The 3,493-nt window shown below is 63.4% G+C and carries 2 protein-coding genes; both read left to right on the top strand.

Annotation, left to right across the window (positions count from 1 at the left end; translation table 11 throughout):
• On the top strand, positions 1–724 hold a 724-nt coding region (locus EN969_RS22160), incomplete at its 5' end, for a DUF2059 domain-containing protein (protein WP_127419394.1).
• 90 nt (positions 725–814) lie between these two features.
• Complete coding sequence (locus tag EN969_RS22165; protein ID WP_024501437.1) at positions 815–3,415, top strand: UvrD-helicase domain-containing protein; 2,601 nt, start codon at positions 815–817, stop codon at positions 3,413–3,415.
• The last annotated feature ends 78 nt before the right edge of the window (positions 3,416–3,493 follow it).

Here is a 3,493-nt window from a genome sequence, read left to right on the forward strand (position 1 = left end):
CAACAAGGCAAGCGGCTTCCACGAGATGCTGGCCGGCCTCGGCCCAAGCATAGTCGCCGGCATCAAATCCGTGCCGGGGCCGGAAAAAGTCAAGGAAGCCTTGTCCGCCGCCGCTGAAGGCGCTTTTGACGCTGACAGGATGGAGAAAGCCGTAGAGGCGCGGATGACGGGCCGGTTGCAGCCCGTCGATCTCACCGATCTGGCTGCTTTCTTCGATTCACCATTGGGCAGGCGGGTCACAGCCCTGGAGATCCAAGCGTCCGATCCGCAAGCCCTGGGGCGCAAGAAGATCGAAGGTCCGAAAATCCTTGGAGGACTTCAGGCGGGAGATCCGGCACGGCTCGCGCTGTACCGGAAAATCGTCGACGATACCAGCGCCGTGGACATGGCTGAAGCGATCGCATTGAACATGGGCTATGCGATGGTTTCGGGAATGCTCGCGGCAGCCGGGCAGCCTTTATCGGATCAGCAGATAATGGTGCTGGTGCATAAGCAGGCCGGCAACCTTCGTGAAAAAGCCGAAAAGGGGATCATGGAAGGAAATGCTTTCGCCTATCGTGACTTGTCGCTCGACGATCTCAGGCTTTACGCGGCATTTCTCGCGTCCCCTGCGGGCAGCCATTACTACGACCGGATGCAGACGGCACTCGGCGCCGTGATGACCGATGAGGCGCGTTCGTTAGGGCAGCGATTTTTCGTCGCTCTCGGCTACCGCAAGGCCTGAACAGCCCGTACATCCTTGCCACCAGCACTTTAGCGGAACAAAACGTAGACAGTTCTGGTCTTTCGCCACCGAATCACTACATTCGGGGCGATGTCCGGCTTTTCCGAAGACATGCCCTTTTTCGACGAACCCAATGCGCGGCCCTCGGCCCCGTCGGGTATCGCCGCGCGCGCCATGGCTGCCCGCAGCGGACACAACAACGCACCCGACTATCTGAAGGGCCTCAACCCGGAGCAGCGGCTAGCTGTTGAAACAACGGAGGGCCCGGTTCTGGTGTTGGCCGGCGCCGGCACCGGCAAGACCCGCGTGCTCACGACCCGCATCGCCCACATCCTCGCCACCGGCAAGGCGTTTCCGTCGCAGATCCTCGCGGTGACCTTCACCAACAAGGCCGCGCGCGAGATGAAGATCCGCATCGGCGTGCTGATCGGCGAAGGCAATGTAGAGGGCATGCCGTGGCTCGGCACCTTCCACTCGATTGGAGTGAAGCTGCTTCGCAGACATGCCGAACTCGCCGGCCTGCGCTCCGACTTCACCATCCTCGACACCGACGACGTCGTGCGGCTGATCAAGCAGCTGATCCAGGCCGAAGGTCTGGACGACAAGCGCTGGCCGGCCAAGCAGTTCGCCCAGATGATCGACGGCTGGAAGAACAAGGGGCAAGGCCCCGCCGACATTGCCGAGGGCGACGCGCGCGCCTTCGCCAACGGCAAGGGCCGCGAACTCTACAAGGCCTATCAGGAGCGGCTGAAGACGCTGAACGCCTGCGATTTCGGCGACCTGCTCTGCCACCCGATCCGCATCTTCCGCGCCAATCCGGACGTGCTGAAGGAATACCATAAGCGCTTCAAGTACATCCTCGTCGACGAGTACCAGGACACCAACACCGCCCAGTACATGTGGCTGCGGCTGTTGGCGCAAAGGCCTCAAGGCAAGCCGATCTCCCCCCTTGAGGGGGAGATTGGGCGCTCTTCGGCCGAAACCCGCGCCACCGTAAACATCTGCTGCGTCGGCGATGACGACCAATCCATCTATGGCTGGCGCGGCGCCGAGGTCGACAACATCCTGCGTTTCGACAAGGATTTTCCCGGCGCCACCATCATCCGGCTGGAGCGCAACTACCGCTCGACCGCGCACATCCTTGGTGCCGCCTCCCACCTCATCGCCCACAATGAGGGCCGCTTCGGCAAGACGCTGTTCACGGATCGCAACGATCCCGAGGATGGCAAGGTCAATGTCCACGCCGCCTGGGATTCCGAAGAAGAAGCCCGCGCCATCGGCGAGACCATCGAGGCCTATCAGCGCCAGAAGCACAATCTCAACGACATGGCTATTCTTGTCCGTGCATCCTTCCAGATGCGGGCCTTCGAGGATCGCTTCATCACACTCGGCCTCAACTACCGCGTCATCGGTGGCCCGCGCTTCTACGAGCGCCTGGAAATCCGCGACGCCATGGCTTTCTTCCGTGTCGTCGCGCAGGGCGCCGACGACCTCGCTTTCGAGCGCATCGTCAATGTGCCCAAGCGCGGCTTGGGCGAAGCCACCATCCGCCAGATCCACGACACCGCCCGTGCGCTGCGCATCCCTATGCTGGAGGCCGCCGCCAAGCTCGCCGAAAGCGACGAGTTGAAGCCGAAGCCGCGCGCCGCCTTGCGCGAAGTGGCGGCCAATTTCGAGCGCTGGCAGAAGGCGCTGGAAACCACGCCGCACACCGAACTCGCCGAGACCATTCTCGAAGAGAGCGGCTACACGGACATGTGGAAGAACGACCGCTCGGTGGAAGCCCCCGGCCGGCTGGAGAACCTGAAAGAGCTGATCCGCTCGATGGAGGAGTACGAATCGCTGCGCTCCTTCCTCGAGCACGTCGCGCTGGTCATGGACGCCGAACAGAATGCCGGGCTCGACGCCGTCTCGATCATGACGCTGCATTCGGCCAAGGGCCTCGAATTCGAGACCGTCTTCCTGCCCGGCTGGGAGGAAGGCCTGTTCCCGCATCAGCGCGCGCTCGACGAAGGCGGCCGCTCCGGGCTGGAGGAAGAGCGCCGCCTCGCCTATGTCGGCCTGACGCGGGCCAAGAAGAACCTGCATATCTGGTTTGTCTCCAACCGCCAGATCCATGGCCTGTGGCAGTCGACGATCCCGTCGCGTTTCCTCGAGGAATTGCCGAACGCCCATGTCGAGGTCGCTGAAAGCGGCAACTCCTACGGCGGCTACGGCAATTCCTATGGCGGCGGTTCCTTTGCCTCCGGCCGCGGCGGCCAGGGCGCAGGACGGCAGAACCCCTATGGCGCCTCGCGCTTCGACAATGTCGGCGCCGACAGCGAAAAATCCGGCGCCTTCTCCAACACCTATGCGACGCCGGGCTGGCAGCGGGCGCAGGCCAACCGCACCGAGGCGACCGACCGCAACTGGGGTTCGCGCTCCGGCCACCAGGTCGAGCGCATCGGCTACGGCGAGACGGACAGCGGCTACGGCGCCGGCCGCACCTCGGTCAAGGGCCGCACCATCGACGGCGAACTGGTCGCCAAATCCGTCTCCGACAAGCCGTCCGCCTTCAACGTCGGCGACCGTGTCTTCCACCAGAAATTCGGCAACGGCAACATCTCGGCCATCGAAGGCAACAAGCTGACCATCGACTTCGACAAAGCCGGCCAGAAACGCGTGCTGGACGGGTTTGTCGCCGCGGTGTGAAGATGGCGTTTTCCCCGCGGAAGCCTCACCTTCGTCATCCACGGGCGAAGCAAGGAGGGTAGCGACGCGGCGCAGACC

It is taken from the genome of Mesorhizobium sp. M7A.F.Ca.CA.003.01.2.1, from assembly GCF_003998945.1.
GTDB lineage: Bacteria > Pseudomonadota > Alphaproteobacteria > Rhizobiales > Rhizobiaceae > Mesorhizobium > Mesorhizobium ciceri.